At 43.3% G+C, this 16,851-nt stretch carries 9 protein-coding genes; all 9 read left to right on the top strand.

The window, feature by feature from the left end; genetic code table 11:
* Positions 1-65 precede the first annotated feature (65 nt).
* The 9 genes from ACRD6K_RS05225 to ACRD6K_RS05185 all read left to right on the top strand — a co-directional run bounded on the left by ACRD6K_RS05225 (position 66) and on the right by ACRD6K_RS05185 (position 16,835).
* Positions 66-1,841, top strand: a complete 1,776-nt coding sequence (locus ACRD6K_RS05225) for a glycoside hydrolase family 31 protein (protein ID WP_430972357.1) — start codon at positions 66-68, stop codon at positions 1,839-1,841.
* Between the two features lie 11 nt (positions 1,842-1,852).
* Positions 1,853-3,328 carry a glycoside hydrolase family 28 protein gene (locus ACRD6K_RS05220; protein WP_430972356.1) on the top strand — a complete coding sequence of 492 codons (1,476 nt, stop codon included), beginning with the start codon at positions 1,853-1,855 and terminating at the stop codon, positions 3,326-3,328.
* An 86-nt stretch (positions 3,329-3,414) separates the two neighbouring features.
* The gene (bglX, locus tag ACRD6K_RS05215; RefSeq protein ID WP_430972355.1) at positions 3,415-5,673 is read left to right on the top strand and encodes a beta-glucosidase BglX; all 2,259 of its coding nucleotides are present in this window, start codon (positions 3,415-3,417) and stop codon (positions 5,671-5,673) included.
* A gap of 395 nt (positions 5,674-6,068) precedes the next feature.
* Complete coding sequence (locus ACRD6K_RS05210) at positions 6,069-8,864, top strand: NPCBM/NEW2 domain-containing protein (RefSeq protein WP_430972354.1); 2,796 nt, start codon at positions 6,069-6,071, stop codon at positions 8,862-8,864.
* A gap of 211 nt (positions 8,865-9,075) precedes the next feature.
* Entirely contained in the window at positions 9,076-9,759 is a 684-nt protein-coding gene (locus ACRD6K_RS05205; protein ID WP_430972353.1) for a DUF2490 domain-containing protein, read from the top strand.
* 234 nt (positions 9,760-9,993) lie between these two features.
* Positions 9,994-11,487, top strand: coding sequence for a sulfatase (locus ACRD6K_RS05200; RefSeq protein ID WP_430972352.1), 1,494 nt, complete (start codon positions 9,994-9,996; stop codon positions 11,485-11,487).
* Between the two features lie 100 nt (positions 11,488-11,587).
* A complete protein-coding gene (locus ACRD6K_RS05195; RefSeq protein ID WP_430972351.1) occupies positions 11,588-12,175 on the top strand; it encodes an RNA polymerase sigma-70 factor in 588 nt (195 codons plus the stop codon).
* Between the two features lie 76 nt (positions 12,176-12,251).
* Entirely contained in the window at positions 12,252-13,292 is a 1,041-nt protein-coding gene (locus ACRD6K_RS05190) for a FecR family protein (protein ID WP_430972350.1), read from the top strand.
* 168 nt (positions 13,293-13,460) lie between these two features.
* Positions 13,461-16,835 carry a TonB-dependent receptor gene (locus ACRD6K_RS05185; protein ID WP_430972349.1) on the top strand — a complete coding sequence of 1,125 codons (3,375 nt, stop codon included), beginning with the start codon at positions 13,461-13,463 and terminating at the stop codon, positions 16,833-16,835.
* The last annotated feature ends 16 nt before the right edge of the window (positions 16,836-16,851 follow it).

Here is a 16,851-nt window from a genome sequence, read left to right as displayed (position 1 = left end):
AGGAAATGAGCATTTCCTTGATACGGGGTTCTTGTGCTTTCATTTTTAACTTTATAAATGACGATATGAAAACGTTAAATATCACTTTATCACTGTTTTTAATGCTTGTTGTTTTGGGGTGTAAAAACAATAAATTACCCCAAAAGTTTGTCCATTCGCCTACCGAAGTGGCAGACACAAACGTTGTATTGCCTCCGGCCTGGGCCTTTGGAATTGTATATGGAGCTTATACCAATCAGGAGCAGAGTATTGAGTTGGTCAATCAGATTATTGAACACGATTACCCCATTGATGCCTTCTGGATTGATTCGTGGATTTGGGATTGGGAAAACCAGGGACAGGGCCCCAAAAAATATATGGACTTTGTGGGCGATACTGTTTCGTACCCTGACTTGAAAGCCATGTGTGATTTCATGGAAGAAAAGGATATTAAAGCAGGGATGTGGATGTGGGATGCCATCATGAAAACGGGTAATGAAGCAGAATATGAAGACTTTAAATCGAGAGGATTTTTCAAGTCTGAAAAAATTCGCACAGATGGATGGCACAACGGCTTGCGTACCACAATTATTGGAGACAGTAGTAAAGAAGTAAAAGGAACCTGGTGTGGCGATATTGATTTTGAAAATCCCGAGGCAACAGCTTATTTCCAAGAAAAAGTAAAACACTTTTTTGATCAGGGAATGGATTTCATAAAATTGGATAAAACAGATGCTATTCCTGTTTGTAAAGCCATGTTTGAAACGACTCAAAAACTGGGGAAAGAAACTGCAGGAAGAGGCTTTATTCTTTCGCACAGTCATGGTGTTGAGCGCGAAGAATATAAAAAATACCCAGGGAAATGGACCGATGACACCCGTGCCGACTGGAATGTTGAAAATCCGAATCATGACTTTTCGCCCTGGCTACCGCGCGTTGCTTTTAAAGAGAATCTAGCCATGTATACCGACACAAGTCGCCATTTTCATAAAATACCATTTTTGGCAAACGACATGGGAGGTTTTGCGATTCCAACAGATGGAACAATCGATGAGGAGTTATACATCAGATGGCTTGAATTTGCTTTGTTTGCGCCCATAACAACACCATTTTCACAACCCGAAAATCCGACACAAAACATTGCGTTTAAGGTTTCGAAACGGGCCGATAAAATATTTCGTGAACTGGCTCACCTGAAAATGGAACTGTTCCCATACATTTATTCATATGCCCATAAAGTCAGGCTCGATGGTGTTGGAGTTATGCGTCCTACCCGAATGTATGAATATAAATTGGGAGAAGAAATTTTTGTTGCTCCTGTTTATGAACAAGGTGCTACAACCCGTAAATTGACACTTCCGGAAGGGGCAAGCTGGATTGGCTATTGGGATGGAAAACACTATCAGGAGGGTGAATTGGAAATAGATGCTCCTCTGGGACAAATTCCGGTCTTTATCAAAGAAGGAGCGATTATTCCGAAACGCGAATATGCCCGTTCCGTAGAAGCAGGAACAAATGATTTGCTTGAATTGCATATTTATGATGGTGCCGACGGCGAATTCACACTGATTGAAGATGATGGAATCAGCAACGATTATTTGAAAGGAGTTTTTGCAAAGACAGGTATTCAATATCAGGTTGGCGATGTTGAAAGTATCTTAACCATTGGGGCCGTCGAGGGTTTTTATAACGAGATGGCAAAAATGCGCAGCTGGAAGCTTGTTTTGCATACTCAAAAGGAGCTGAAGAATATTTTGGTTGATGGAAAAAATCTGGAATTTTCGAGCAATGATGGGGTGGTTACTACCGCAGTATTTGAGGCTCAGAGAACACAACTTCAAAAAGTAACGTTTAATTTTTAAAGGATAAACTTATGCCTGGTCAGAGATGTGTAGTATCAAAAAAGCTTAAGCTGCATTTTGTTATCGCTTTCTTGGGAATGCTTTTTAGCCATGCTTCCTTTGCCGGAAATATCAATATCCTGGACAAAGGTGCTATACCGGATGGGAAAACATTGGTTACTGAGATTTTGCAAACTGCCATTGACAAGGTTTCAGAACAAGGGGGAGGGACAGTGATAATCCCTCCCGGGCATTTTCTCACAGGTTCAATCATTTTGAAAAGCGGGGTAAACCTTGAAGTTCAGAAGGGGGCTGTTCTTTTGGGGAGCACCAAGTTGGAGGACTATCTGAGTATTCAGCCAGAATTTGTGGCATTACGAACGATTCAGCCAACAAAGCAGCTGATTTTTTCAGAAGCCCAGAATGATGTTTCAATATCTGGAATGGGGATCATTGACGGACAGGGAGCAGCCTTTTCATCAACTCTGCCTGGAGATGATGCCGGAATTACTCGTCCGCATTTGATTCAGATGATTAATTGCAAAAACGTAAAAATTGAAGGAGTTAATCTTCGAAATTCAGGGGCCTGGATGCAGCATTATTTGGCCTGTGAAAACCTGCAAATCCTGGGAATTACTGTCTATAACCACTGTAATAAAAACAATGATGGGATTGATGTGGATGGCTGTAGTAATGTGGTAATTTCAGATTGCATCATTGATAGCGATGACGATGGGATTTGCTTGAAAAGCACGAGCCCGGCAATTTGCAAGGATGTTACCGTGAGCAATTGTGTCGTTAAAAGTCACTGCAACGCCCTGAAGCTGGGGACTGAATCAACCGGTGGATTTAAAAACGTCACCTTTAGTAACTGCGTGGTAAGTCCATCAGTCGATCCTGATCCGGTCTATGGAACCTTGCGGGGACAGTCTGCCATTTCTGTCGAAATGGTTGATGGAGGCGTGCTTGACGGAGTAAATATTAGTAACATCACCATTACTGAAACCGATTGTCCCATTTTTGTACGTTTGGGAAACCGGGCCAGAAAACATGCACCCGATGCGCCAGTCCCCGGAATGGGGACTTTAAGGAATGTGCATATATCGAATATTATTGCCACTACATCTTCTAAATTAACATCAAGTATTACAGGAGTTTCTTCGGCCTTTGCTGAAAATATCAGCCTGGACAATATTCGGATTACAAATTTAAGTGATGGCACAGCGGAAGAAGCTTCAATGGCGGTAAAAGAAAATGACAAGGGCTATCCAACTCCCAACATGTTTGGCGACATTTTGCCGGCTTCTGGTTTTTTTGTGCGGCATGTCAGAAATATAACGTTCAATAATATTCAGCTATTCAATAAAGGCGACAATGTTCGTCCGGCGTTTATTTTTCACAATGTAAGCGATGCTCTAATTATCAATCCGGTGGTTCGTTCTGACTATGAGAAACCAGAGATAATTGTAAAAGACCAGCACTGTGAAAATGTTCGGGTGACTCAATAGGGCTGATTGACCCGATTTTCGGGTTGACTGATTTTTTAAAAGTTGATGACGTAAGAATTTATAATCTTACCCTAATACCAAAATAAATGAAACGATTAAATTCACTTGCATTTGCATTGTTATTTGCTTTAGCAGGGTGCAACCCTGGTGCAAACGATAAGGGAAATGATACCATAGAAGGAAAAGTTGAACGTTTGCTGGCCCAGATGACCTTGGAAGAAAAGGTTGGTCAGATGAATCAATACAACGGGTTTTATGATGCGACTGGCCCTGCGCCTTCTGAAGGGGATGCCAAAAATAAGTATGAACACCTGAAAAAGGGATGGGTAGGATCCGTGCTTAATGTCAAGGGAGCTCAGGAAGTTTTTGAGATGCAGCGTGTTGTTGTAGAGGAGTCGCGTTTAGGAATACCACTTATTTTTGGATTGGATGTAATCCATGGACAAAAAACACTGGCGCCAATTCCACTGGGTGAAGCAGCAAGCTGGGACTTAGAGGCTATTGAAAAATCGGCCCGTATAGCGGCCATCGAGGCAACAGCAACCGGACAAAACTGGACTTTTGCTCCGATGGTGGATATTTCCCGTGATGCCCGTTGGGGCCGCGTGATGGAAGGTGCAGGAGAAGATCCCTACCTGGGAGCGAAAATTGGTGTTGCCCGGGTGAAAGGTTTTCAAGGCGATGATTTAAGTGCGAACAACACCATGGCGGCTTGTGCCAAACACTTTGCCGGCTACGGATTTGCTGAAGCCGGACGGGATTACAATACGGTTGATGTAGGAACGTCAACCTTGTATAATGTTATTTTTCCTCCTTTTGAAGCTGCAGTTAGCGCCGGCGTAAAAACAGTCATGAATTCGTTCAATATCCTAAATGGGATACCAGCAACCGGGGACCGATTTTTACAGCGGGAAATACTGAAAGGCAAATGGGGTTTTCAGGGATTTGTTGTATCCGACTGGGGAAGCGTAGGTGAGATGATCAAGCATGGTTATGCCAAAGATCTGAAAGAGGCTGCAGAACTGGCGGCGAATGCAGGATCAGATATGGACATGGAATCCTATGCCTATGTGAAGTATCTGGCAGAACTTGTAAGAGAAGGAAAGGTAAGCGAGGAGTTGGTTGATGATGCCGTACGCCGTATTCTTCGTCTCAAGTTTGAACTCGGATTGTTTGACGATCCTTATCGATATTGCAATACAGAACGTGAAAAAGAGCTCCTTTATCATGAGGATCATATGAAAGGCGTACTGGATGTAGCTAAAAAATCGATTGTACTGTTGAAAAATGAGAACAACTTGTTGCCATTAGCTAAGAATCAAAAAAATATTGCCTTGATTGGAGCTTTAGCATCCGACAAGACTTCCCCTTTAGGAAGCTGGCGTGTTTCATCAGACGATAACACTGCTGTTTCAGTATTGGAAGGTTTGGAAGCTTACTCAAACGACTTTAAATATGCAAAAGGTCCTAAATTGGTTACAAGTGAGGTTGCTTTCCATATTCCTTTGACGTTTAATATGACAGACCGCTCAGGGATGAAAGAAGCGATTGAGCTGGCCAAACGTTCCGACATTGTTGTTATGGTGCTTGGAGAGCACGGACTTCTGTCGGGCGAAGGACGGAGCCGGGTAAACATTGATTTGCCAGGGTTGCAGCAAGAGTTGCTCGAAGAAGTATATAAGGTGAATCGCAACATTGTTTTGGTGCTGATGAATGGTCGCCCTTTGGCCCTTCCCTGGGCAGACCAGCACATTCCTGCTATTGTGGAAGCCTGGCACTTGGGAACACAATCAGGAAACGCTATCGCACAGGTTCTCTACGGCGACTATAATCCATCGGGTAAGCTGACAATGTCATTCCCCCGTCATGTTGGGCAGTGTCCAATCTACTACAATCACTACAGCACTGGTCGTCCTGATGTGAAACCCGAGGTTTTCTGGTCGCACTATTCCGATGAATCCAATGATCCGTTGTATCCTTTTGGTTACGGTTTGAGTTACACCACTTTTGAGTACGATGCGCTTCAGGTGAATGTGAAAAGTAATGAAATGGTTGAGGTGTTGGTTAATGTTACCAATACCGGACAGGTTGAAGGAGAAGAGGTCGTGCAGCTCTATCTTCACGATAAAGCAGCAAGTGTAGTTCGTCCGGTTAAAGAGTTGAAGGGTTTTGAAAAAATTTTCCTGAAGCCTGCCGAGTCCAAACAGGTGAAATTTACGCTGACAAACAAAGAGCTTGGTTTTTTTAATCATAAAGGTGAATTTGTGGTAGAACCTGGAATGTTTGATTTAATGGTTGGGACTAGTTCTGTGGAAGGACTTAATGGGCAGTTTGAACTGAAATAGGTGAATGTTTGAGGCATTTAATTTCAGGTTTGCCGGACTAAAATAAACGAAGCAATCTTTAGGTATTGTTTTTTAATGCACGCAGCAAGGATTTTGATAAGATAAACAAAATCCTTGCTGCTTTTTTTTGTCATGTTTTGGAAGTTATTCAGCATTGGGATAGCTCTGGATTGGTTTTTTCGAACTAATTTTTCTTGTTCAAAGCCGAATGTTTGTAGATTTTTTGTATCCGGATGTAGTCTGATTCCTAATTGAAGTCGTTAATGAGTTTAGCTATTGAGAATTACATAGAATTTTTCCGAGCAAGCGTATTAATTGGGTGATATGATGCTTGCATCTAACTGGTAAATATTATTTTTAAGCTGAAATTTAGACTACTACTCAATAAAAAAATCATGCGACATTCAATTTTAAAGAAAGTACTGTATAGCGCATTGGGCATTGTTTTATTTTGCTCAACAGGTACAGCACAACAAGTATTGAAACTATCTGACCTGGATATTTCATTGGCGCAGCAAACTTATGGTGCACCGGTGAAAAACAAGTCGGTAACCGGAGAACAGCTGTCAGTTGCCGGAGAGGCATTTCGTGAGGGAATTGGTGTTCATTCCCACTCCGTAATCAAAATAAAGATGAACAATGGCAGCCGCTTTACGGCTAAAGTTGGTGTGAATGACTCGGAAATCAATTACGAGGGCACAACGATTCAGACCATTCCGTTAGCAGATGGAAAACGGGTTTATTACCAGGTAACCGATGATCAAAAGCAATTTGCAGGAATTGAAGGAAAAGGCGGAAAACCTGACGAGGGAACAGTGGTGTTTAAGCTTCTTCATAACGGGAAAGAGATTTTCAACAGTGGCATCATGCGTCAGGGAGATGCTCCTCAAACGATTGATGAGAAAGTGCGCGGAGGAGTCTTGGAACTGGTGGTTGAAGATGGCGGAGATGGCGAAAGTGGAGACCATGCGGTGTGGCTTCAACCACAATTTGAATACTTTGAAATTGCTCCGACAATTGCTGCTCCCGATTTTGCGATTGAGCTAAAGCAGGACGAAACCATCAAAAAGCAATTGGATGGTTTAATTGCTGCGTTGCCGGAAATTGAACATCCCCTGGTCCAACCGGACTACGATTGGCTGATTGACAATTCAAAAGCCAAGGCCGGAGTGTACCGGGCAAACAACAATAAAGACCTGGTGTTAAGCAATGGCCTGGTGGCCCGGGTATTTCGGGTTTCACCCAATTTAGCTACTATTGACTACATCAACCAAATGACGGGCGAAAGCTTGCTGCGTGCAGTTTCTAATGAGGGAACGCTGACCATTGACGGGAAAACCTATACCATTGGCGGTTTGAGTCAGCAACCAGAATACGCTTATACCCTAATGCGTTGGGTTGATCAATTGGCAGCGCTACCCAACGCCTTTCAGGTGCAAAAGTTTGAAGTGAAAGAACTGGATGACCGAATGGATTGGAAGCAAGTTCGCTGGGCAGCCAACACCGAAATGCCAAGCGGCAAAGAGCTGGTATTTACCCTGACCAAAGACGACATTGTCGTTAAAGTTCACTTTGCGCTTTACGATGGAATTCCAACCATCAGCAAGTGGGTGGAAGTGATCAATGAGGGCGATCTGTTGGTGCAGGTCAACCAGTTTAAGCTGGAGCAGTTGGCGATGGTTGAAGGGGAGAGCCTTGTGGGAACTCCGGCAGAATGGATCAAACCCAATATTCATATTGAAACAGACTATGCTTTTGGGGGTATGCAGCAACGCAACTCGGATGTGACCACTTACTGGGAACCCGATTCTCGTTATACTTCACAGGCCAACTATCCCTTGCAAACCCCATGCTTGTTGGAGGTAAAACCGCCATTGGGTCCGGAAACTGCTATTCGTCCCGGAGAGTCGCTGCGTACCTTCCGGGTATGGGAAACACCGATGGACAGTTACGATAAAGAAAGAAGAGGGTTGTTCATCCGCAAGATGTATCGGACAATCTCGCCTTGGACTACTGAAAACCCAATTTTCCTGCACCTGACCAATTCCAAGGAAGAGGTGGTGAAGCAAGCCATTGATCAATGTGCTGAGGTTGGTTACGAAATGGTGATTCTGAGTTTTGGAAGTGGCGTAAACATGGAAGATGAATCGGACGAAAACTACGCTTATTTCAAAAAGCTGGTGGACTATGCCAACTCCAAAGGCATTGAACTGGGAGGCTATAGCCTGCTTTCGAGCCGCTGGATTAGCGATGAGGTTGATGTTATCAACCCGAAAACCGGAAAACGTGGCGGAATGATTTTTGGGTCGTCGCCTTGCCTGAGCAGCGAATGGGGCTACAACTACTTTCGGAAAATCAGGAAGTTTTATGAGAATACTGGCATGAGTGTCTTTGAAAATGATGGTTCTTACCCCGGAAATGTATGTGCTTCAACAAGCCATGCGCATCACAATGGCTTGGGCGACTCGCAATGGAAGCAGTATGCGCAGATTCAGGGCTTGTATAAATGGATGCGTGGTGAAGGGATTTACATGAATATTCCTGATTTCTATGTCAACTCAGGCTCCAATAAAACCGGGATTGGCTACCGGGAAGTGAACTGGTCGTTGCCACGTGAACGACAGTTGGTGCTTGGCCGTCAGAATATTTATGATGGATTATGGGATCGGATTCCAAGCATGTGCTGGACGTTTACTCCGCTGACCCAATACCACGGAGGAGGTGCAGCTGCTACCATTGAACCCTTGAAAGATCACCTGGATGCCTACGAAAACCAGATGATGCAGAACTACGGCTCCGGCGTACAATCTTGTTATCGTGGACCCCGGCTTTACGATGCCCCGGAAACCAAGGAGCTTGTTGTTCGGGTCGTTGACTGGTATAAAAAGTACCGCAATATTTTGAACAGTGACCTGGTGCATTTGCGTCGCCCGTCAGGAAAAGACTGGGATGGTTTTCTGCATGTTAATCCTGAGTTGAAAGAGAAAGGGCTGGCGATGTTTTTTAACCCAACCAATGAAGACCTAGTACGCGAAATAACATTGCCGCTTTATTATACCGGATTAACCAAAACGGCAACGATTCGTGAGCAGGAAGGAAAAGCAAAAACCTACAAGCTGAATCGGGAATATGAAGTGAAACTTAGCATCCACATTCCGGCGAATTCCTACAATTGGGTAGTGATTGAGTAAATTTCTCAACGGATAAAAATTGTAACTCAACCAATGAATAAGATAATCATGGCTGCTCCTTTCAGTGGGCAGCCATAATTGCTAAGCTAAGCCGTTTTTTGTGCGGTGTATTCTAATATTGAAGAGAACAAATAAAGGGCTGACTGCTGGATAAGTTTTCTTTTTCTGTCGGATCGCTTGGGTCTGAGCAGATTTCAAATAACAGAATTTAATGCGGATAAGATTTTTTAAGTTTAGATTAGAGTATGGAAAGGCATCTGTACTGTTGCTCGTATTGGTTTTTCTTTTCATGAAAGCCGAAGGTCAGTCAGAAACGGATCGATTGCAAGTGGAAGAATTTTGGCAGGAATTTTACATTCATCGAGACATTGGGCAAAAGCTTGGTTCAGCCCTTATTTTTAACAATTTCTACCGAACCGGTTATGGCTTTTACGATTGGTTCGTTCAGGGTAAGCTAGCTTATCAGCTGAATGCATGGTTCGAAATGGAGGCATTGTATCGGCATGAAAGCTATAGTTTGGGCGAACAAAGAGTGCAGGAGTACCGTCCCATGCTTCGGGCAGTAATGAAAAAGAAAATTGGACTTTGGAGTTTGCGAAACAGGCACAGGCTGGAATACCGAATGTTTAAGGTGGGTGAATCACATTTTCGTTACCGAACAGATGTGAAGATTAAACCCCGTATAAACTGGACTTCCTGGAAACTGAATCCTTATGTTACCGAAGAACTGTTTTTTAGCCATCAGCAGTATGGTCGGAATCGAATCTATACAGGTGTTGAGGGGAAAAAGGGCAAAACAGAGCCCGGAGCATATGTGGCCATGCAGTCTGATAAGGGCATCAATTCCTGGGAACATCGTCTTATTGTTGGAATTGTTTTGGGGCTTGAATTGTAGCAAATCGCGTTTTTCGGAAGAATAGCAGTGACTGCTTCAGCTTGGTGAAGCATGTCAGAACTGAATCCTTCTTTCTTATGGGGCTTGGAAATGTCTTTGGGAATGCGGGGTTGGGAAGGGGATATGTGTCCGAAACTTATCAGGGTTGAAGAAAATAGAATAAATCCTTTATTTTTGATAAACTTAGTCCGGGATTTTGCTAAAACTCTAACTGCTTCTTTTGCTAGCTAAACGATGAAAAAAATAAATTACTTCAGCTTATGTATTTTGGCTTTGTTTTCGTGTAAAAACAAAAGCGCTGAATCTGAAAATATTGAACGGAAAATCAGTCAGCAACCCAATATCCTATTTATCTGTGTGGATGACCTGCGTCCTGAGTTAGGCTGCTACGGGAGTGAATATATTCATTCCCCCAATATTGATGAGCTGGCTCAAACAGGCGCAGTATTTACTAATCATTTCGTGTCGATTCCAACTTGCGGTGCTTCGCGAAGCAGTTTATTGACGGGAATGTATCCGCGAACCAAGGGGCATTTGTCTAACGAAGCCATTCACAAGCTGATATCGGGAAAGCCTGAGACAGAAGCGCCCGAAACGTTTATTCATCATTTACGACGAAACGGCTATTACACGGTTGGCATAGGCAAAATCAGTCATTATGCTGATGGCCTGTTGTATGGGTATACCGATTCGGTAGGAAGCGAGCTGGAATTGCCACACAGTTGGGATGAAATGTTGTTCGACCCCGGTAAATGGGAGACTGGTTGGAATGCTTTTTTCGGATATGCTGACGGAGAAAACAGGCAAAGCCGAAACCGGCAGGTTGCGCCCTACGAAAAAGGAAATGTTGAGGACACCGGCTATCCGGATGGATTGACAGCCAATTTAGCGCTAAGCAAATTGAATGAACTGGCTCAAAAGAAGCAGCCTTTTTTCCTGGGAGTTGGTTTTTTCAAGCCTCATTTACCCTTTAATGCACCGGCTAAGTATTGGGATTTATACAAGGAGGAAGACCTTCCTTTGTCTCCCAATCCAGCTATTCCGGCTAATGTTCATAAAGCAAGCTTACACGCCAGCGGTGAGTTTAATGGCTACCGGCTGGGCGACGAACAGGCCTCACTGGAAGGGCCGGTTTCTGATGCTTATGCCCGAAAAATCCGGCATGCTTATTTTGCTTGCATCAGCTATGTTGATGCCCTAGTTGGGAAACTGTTGGATGAGTTGGACGAGTTAGGCCTGGCCGAAAACACCGTTGTTGTGCTATGGGGTGATCATGGCTGGCATTTGGGAGATCAGTTGGTTTGGGGAAAACATACCATTTTTGAGCGGGCGCTGAAAAGTGCGTTTATTGTTCGGGTGCCCGGAATGACCACGGGGCAAACCGTTAACCGGGTGGTAAGCTCGGTTGATATTTATCCTACGCTGATGGACCTGTGTGAAGTTGCTATGCCGCATGTGACCGATGGAAGAAGTATGCTTCCTCTTTTGGGTGACAAGCCGGCCGAGTGGGAAGATGAGGCGTTTGGCTATTTTAGAAACGGGATTTCACTTCGAACCGATCGTTATCGACTGTCGAAGTATTTCCGCCAGCAGCAACCCGTTATTGAATTGTATGACCACCTGACGGATCCGCATGAAACGAAAAATATTGCGGCAGAGCATCCGGAAGTGATTGAAAAGCTGATGCCTGTTTGGGAAAAGGGAAATACCGGCCTGTACGAAAAGTAGCTCGTGGCTTTGCATGATGCAGCAATGGCATTTTTCTTCCTTGTACATAATTGCGTCATCTCTAAAAAAAACTACTTTTGCCACCATATTTGTTTGTACAATGGAGATCAAAGAACATACTCAGGAACTGTTTCTTTTTGCCGAGATGAAACAAGGCAAAGAGTATGCTTTTGATTTCTTTTTCAATTATTACTATCCGGGCCTTTGTGTTTATGCCCAAAACATGTTTTCACTTCCCGAGGAAGAAACCAAAAACATGGTTCAGGATGTATTTTTGAAATTTTGGAATGATCGCCGAAAAATTGTAATCACCACTTCGGTAAGGTCATATTTGTTTGTGTCGGTTAAAAACCGGAGTCTTGATTATTTGAAAAAGAAAAAACGCCAAGGAACGAAGGTTGAGTTTGAAGGGAAGGATTTTTCCGAAGAGGCTATTGATACCTATGTTTTATCGGAATTGGAAACACTGTTTAAGGAGAGTTTGGATAAGCTGCCTGCCCGGTGTCGGGAGGTTTTTGAGCTAAGCCGTTTCGAGGGATTAAAGAACCGCGATATTGCAAAACAACTGGATATATCGGAGAAGACGGTTGAAAACCAAATGACCAAAGCGTTGAAAATTCTGAAGCTAGAACTAAAGGATTACCTACCATTACTGATTCTATTTGAGACCTTTCACTTTTTAAAATAAAAAAAACAGTTTTTTCTTGTTCAGGCGTAGGGGGAAATCGAGGACTTGTCGTCATTAACGATAAAAGCACGATTCGTTGGAAGAAAGAAACAAGATATATCGCTTAATTGAACTGGAGTGTGGTAAGCTGTTGAACGAACAGCAAGAAAAAGAGCTTAATTGTTGGTTGGAAGAATCTTCAGAGCACCAATCGGACTATGAAGAAGTTCGAAAAGTGTTGATGTATTCACAGCGGTTAGGCGCCATGAAAAAGATTGATGTTTCCAATGACTTGAAGCAAGTCAAGGCGAAAATCGGTAAGGAGAATTTCATACGCAAATTCTACATCGGTTTTCAGCGTGTAGCAGCTTTCCTCATCGTTCCCCTCATGCTTTACAGTATCTGGACACTGGTAGGCGAACCACTGGGGAACCGAAGAAATACAATCACAAAATCAACAGAAACTTCCTTTGGCGTACGTTCGCAAATTCAGCTGAGCGATGGAACTCACGTTTGGCTGAACTCGGGCAGTAAGTTGTTTTATCCCGAAGAATTCAGCGGTGACAAGCGCGTGGTTAAACTATTGGGCGAAGCTTATTTTCAGGTTCAGTCCGATAAAAACAACCCCTTTTATGTTGAGGTGGGCAACTACATGGTAAAAGCCACCGGTACCCGCTTCAACATCAGTAACTATCCGGATGATATTGAAATCACCACTTTTCTGGAATCTGGAAGAGTAGAGCTGGTTGCCCTTGAAGAAGGAGAGGAAAGGAGCTATGGCAGATTGTTGCAGGGACAAAAAGCGGTAGCTAATAAAACCAGCGGGAAGATTGCAACTTACGAAGCGGATGGCGAAAAGCACCTGAGCTGGATGAATGGAGAGCTCATGTTCCGCAGAGACAGTATTAAGGATGTTGCCCGTCGGCTGGGACATTGGTTTAATGCCGAGGTTGTCATTGATGACAAGCGCCTGGAAGAGTATGTTTTCACTGCAACATTCACCAACGAATCGTTGGAAGAGGCTCTTCGGCTGCTTTCTTATAGCTCAGACATCGAATATGAAATTATAAATAATCAGCAACGTGATGATTCATCGTTTGCCAAACGAAAAGTAATAATTAGAAAGGGTAAGAAATAATCTAAAAAAACAAAAAAAGGGAAGCTGGACACTTCCCTTTCAGACAAATCCTGGTCGCACAGGATCAATCATTTTTATTAATCTAATAGGTACAAATCTATGAAAAAAAATCAATCCCAACGTGGGAGAGAAGAGGGGATTAGTCCCCGTCAAAAAATTTTCTTAAAAATGAAAGTTACATTTTTGGTTGTTTTACTTTCAGCCATACAGGTTTTTGCTAATGGGGTTTATTCTCAAAACAAGGGATTTACTTTGGTTGAAGAAAACACCACCATTGAAAATGCCTTGAAGGCCATTGAAGATCAGTCAAATTATTACTTCCTGTATAACGGAAGTTTGATTGATGTTTCGAAGAAAGTAAATGTTAAGTTAGAAAATCAAAGCCTTGAAAATACCTTGCAGGCTTTGTTTAAAAATGCGGATGTAAGCTACAAAGTTTATAACCGTCAGATTGTTTTGTCTCCATCAGGCAAAAACGCAGAAGTGCAGCAAGACGTTACTGTAACCGGAAACATTGTAGATATTTCCGGAGCTCCGCTTCCCGGGGTTACCGTTTTGGTCAAAGGTACCAGTCATGGAACAATCACTGACTTTGATGGAAACTATTCCATCGCTGATGTTCCTGGCAATGCGACTCTGGTGTTTTCGTTTGTAGGAATGAAGACTCAGGAAACTGTAGTGGGAGGCCAGACAGCCATTAATGTGGTTTTGGAAGAAGATGCTGTGGGCATTGAAGAGGTGGTCGCCATTGGTTATGGCGTAACTAAAAAAAGTGATTTGACTGGTGCTGTTACTTCTGTAAAATCAGAAGACTTGGTCAAAGTTGGGGTAACTTCTGTTGCTCATGCGCTTTCAGGTAAAGCTGCCGGATTGAATGTTTCTCAAAACAGCGCCCAGCCTGGAGGTGGTTTAACCTGGCAAATCCGCGGTTCTGCTACTGGCCGTGCCCCGCTGATTATTGTTGATGGTTTCCCAATTACAGGTAAAGATGAACCAGCTAGTGGAAACCGCTATACGTCCGGTTCTAAGGCAACTACCTTGAATTCCATCAACCCGAACGATATTGAGTCAATCGAGATTTTGAAAGATGCTTCGGCCACAGCTATCTATGGAGCGCGAGCTGCAGGAGGCGTTGTTATCATTACCACCAAGAGAGGAAGCGAAGGTAAAGTAACGGTTGATTACCGGGGATCTTACTCTTTCCAAAAGATGGTGAATATGCCTGAAGTGTTGAATCCTCAGGAGTTTATGCTAGAGCGTAATAAGGTGAAAAAAGAAATTTACATGCGGGACAATCAGGTAGCTCCCTATGGGCCGAAAGCCTGGGATGAGGTTGCCGGTGGTTTTGTACCTTATTACACCGATGGCGAGATTGCCAACTTTACAGGTGGAACCAACTGGTTTGATGAAGTGTCTCAAGCAGGGGCCATCAAACAACATAACTTAACCGTTACTTCCGGCACAAAAACGTCGAAGTACTTGATCTCTTTAAGTGCTTACGATCAGGATGGTATTGTTAAAACCAACCAGTTCGGACGTTATACCGGTCGTATCAATATCGATCAAGAGTTGACAAAATGGTTGAAGACGGGTATTTCAACTTCATTCTCTACAATCAATGAAGACAACGTGCCTCTTGGAGGAGGAACTTTTGAAAACTCAGGGATTATTCGTTCGGCATTAGGCTTTAACCCAACCTTGAATGTAAAAGACGAAAATGGAAACTATGTGCTGGATCCAAGCCAGTCATTTGTTCCAAACCCCGTTTCCTTATTGGAGATGGATGACGTAACAAAGAATGAAGACTTATTTGTAAACTCATTTTTAGAAGCCACTCCTCTGGACGGATTGACGTTGAAATTATCAGCCGGTTTTAACCGCAACTGGGCTTACCGAAATACGTATTTGCCAACGACGACCTTATGGGGAGCTAGCGAAGGCGGTAAAGCTGCACGTTTTCACAACGGGAAACAAGATTACTTGTTTAACTTCATTACCAACTACAGCCGTACAATTGCTGAAGATCATACCTTCAACTTAATGGCTGGTTACGAATACCAAAAATTTATTTGGGAAGGTTTTAATGCCGGTAATTCACGCTTCCCTTATGATGGTATTAAATGGTATAACCTGAATTTGGGAGAACGGGAAAAACCCATTGTTGGCTCTTACGGTGGTTCTTCGGAAATTGCCTCTTACATTACCCGCTTGAATTATTCGTACAAAAGCAAGTATTTGCTTACTGCTAACCTAAGGGTGGATGGTTCGTCGAATTTTGCAGAAAATAACCAATGGGGGGTATTCCCAGGGGTATCGCTCGCCTGGCGACTGACTCAAGAGCCTTTTATGGAAAACCTTGGTTGGATTAGTAACCTGAAATTGCGTGCAGGATACGGACAAACCGGTAACGATGATTTGTCGGGCGTATTAACCTATTACACACCGGGTTGGAATTATGGCTTTGGCAGCATTAGCAAGAGTGGAATCGGACTGGCTAATATTGGTAACCCCGATTTGAAATGGGAAACTCAAACAGACCTGAATATTGGATTGGACTTTGGTTTCTGGAATAACCGCTTGTCTGGTACCATTGAAGTTTATGACCGAGTAGTAAGTGATTTGTTGGGCGATAAGCCGTTATTGTCTTATCAGGCCATTACCAAAATCAAATCGAACCTGGATGCCGAAAAGCAGTCAAGAGGAATTGACCTTCAAGTGAGCTCGGTTAACTTTGATAACGACAACTTCTACTGGGGAACCGATCTTACCTTTACCTATTATCGCGACCGTTGGAGAAAAAGAGATGCTTCGTGGAAACCCGATATCAATAGTGAAGAGCAAGCCGTATGGGGCGCTATGTGGACGTATTTGTCTGATGGCTTAGTGGCTGTTGGTGAAGAAATCCCGCACATGCCGGGAGCAATTCCAGGAACCGTTAAAATCAAAGATGTTAATGGATACCTGGTTGATGAAAACGGCGGGCGTGTACTGGATGAAAGTGGCAAACCACAATACAGTGGGGCTCCGGATGGAAAGATTGATCGTGCTGATCAGGTTAAAATTGGTTACAATGTGCCAATTCCGGTTGGTTTGAATAACTCGTTTAAATACCGGAATTTCGACTTGAATGTTTTTGTTCATGCTATGTTTAACCGTTGGGCAGTAAATGGTGACCGGTATTTTTATGGAGCCGAATCTTTCCGCATAAACAATGGAGCCAATGTGATTGACGAGGTGAAAGATCGCTGGACTTTCGATAAGCAATCAGGAACTTTACCTTCTATCTTCCAGGCAAACTCAGCGTATGGTGTTGGAGATTATTTTCAGGAAGAAGCCTGGTTTATTCGTCTGAAAAATATTTCGCTGGGTTATACCTTGCCTAAACATATTCTTCCTGCCGGCTTTGACAATGTACGTGTGTTTGCTGATGCTCAAAACTTATTTGTTATTACTCCATTCTCAGGAACTGATCCGGAGACAGGAAGTAATGTGGCATATCCTAACCAACGTACCTTCACGGCAGGTGTGGAAATTAAATTTTAAACTTGAAAAAATTACA

Origin of the sequence: Sunxiuqinia rutila (assembly GCF_050589705.1) — a bacterium.
GTDB classification, from domain to species: Bacteria; Bacteroidota; Bacteroidia; order Bacteroidales; family Prolixibacteraceae; genus Sunxiuqinia; species Sunxiuqinia rutila.
This window is presented reverse-complemented; position numbering and strand designations above follow the sequence as displayed.

Excerpts from the sequence above, each read along its gene's own strand:
- ACRD6K_RS05225 (WP_430972357.1), top strand. The coding sequence starts at position 66 with ATGAAAACGTTAAATATCACTTTATCACTGTTTTTAATGCTTGTTGTT.
- ACRD6K_RS05220 (WP_430972356.1), top strand. The coding sequence starts at position 1,853 with ATGCCTGGTCAGAGATGTGTAGTATCAAAAAAGCTTAAGCTGCATTTT.
- bglX (WP_430972355.1), top strand. The coding sequence starts at position 3,415 with ATGAAACGATTAAATTCACTTGCATTTGCATTGTTATTTGCTTTAGCA.
- ACRD6K_RS05210 (WP_430972354.1), top strand. The coding sequence starts at position 6,069 with ATGCGACATTCAATTTTAAAGAAAGTACTGTATAGCGCATTGGGCATT.
- ACRD6K_RS05205 (WP_430972353.1), top strand. The coding sequence starts at position 9,076 with ATGCGGATAAGATTTTTTAAGTTTAGATTAGAGTATGGAAAGGCATCT.
- ACRD6K_RS05200 (WP_430972352.1), top strand. The coding sequence starts at position 9,994 with ATGAAAAAAATAAATTACTTCAGCTTATGTATTTTGGCTTTGTTTTCG.
- ACRD6K_RS05195 (WP_430972351.1), top strand. The coding sequence starts at position 11,588 with ATGGAGATCAAAGAACATACTCAGGAACTGTTTCTTTTTGCCGAGATG.
- ACRD6K_RS05185 (WP_430972349.1), top strand. The coding sequence starts at position 13,461 with ATGAAAGTTACATTTTTGGTTGTTTTACTTTCAGCCATACAGGTTTTT.